Raw genomic sequence first — 605 nt, forward strand, 5'->3', positions numbered from 1 at the left:
GCCTGATCCGGGCCGGCAGGCCGGACAAGGAGGCGGCGCGATTGCGGACGGCTATGTCCGCACTCTCGCGCCCGCCGGCCTCTTTTTCACGGCACCGGGCCGGGCCATAGTGTTGCCTGTTTTTCACCACAGGAGCCGACATGGCCTTTCCCGATTCAGCCGCCTTCAAGCCCGCGCCGGATGGCACGGTATTCATCGTCAATGTGATCCATGCCCACCCAGGCCGGCAGGAGGACGCCTTCCGCGCTATCCAGGATGTGGTGCATTACGTCGCGCGCACCAAGCCTGGCTTTCTCTGGAGCAACCTGGCCAAGAGCACGGACGGCAAGACCGTGGTGAACATCGAGGCGATCTCGGGGGCGGGAAAGGTCGATGAGTTCTTTTCCGATCCGGTGTTCGTGGAGAAATTCCGCAAGCTCGATGCGGTATCGACCAGCGAATTTCACACCTATCAGGTCGACGACCTGGTGCTGCCCGGGCGGCGCGCGGCCTGAGCCGGTCGGGGCAGGCGTCAGGCGCGGGCCCGCGAGCGCGCCGCGCGCAGACGCCGCGCCACCAGCACCAGCAGTTCCTGCACCGCGGCCACCAGCAGCGCGGCCAGGATC

At 66.6% G+C, this 605-nt stretch carries 1 protein-coding gene; it reads left to right on the forward strand.

Translation table 11 applies throughout. From position 1 onward, the window contains the following. Positions 1-140 precede the first annotated feature (140 nt). Positions 141-494 (forward strand): antibiotic biosynthesis monooxygenase, encoded by a 354-nt coding sequence (locus DNK89_RS23640; RefSeq protein ID WP_110962016.1) that lies wholly within the window; start codon positions 141-143, stop codon positions 492-494. Positions 495-605 lie beyond the last annotated feature (111 nt).

The sequence above is a fragment of the Acidovorax sp. ST3 genome, from assembly GCF_003231145.1.
In the GTDB taxonomy this organism is placed as follows: Bacteria; Pseudomonadota; Gammaproteobacteria; order Burkholderiales; family Burkholderiaceae_C; genus Acidovorax.

Coding starts and splice junctions, on each gene's coding strand:
- DNK89_RS23640 (WP_110962016.1), top strand. CDS start 141: ATGGCCTTTCCCGATTCAGCCGCCTTCAAGCCCGCGCCGGATGGCACG.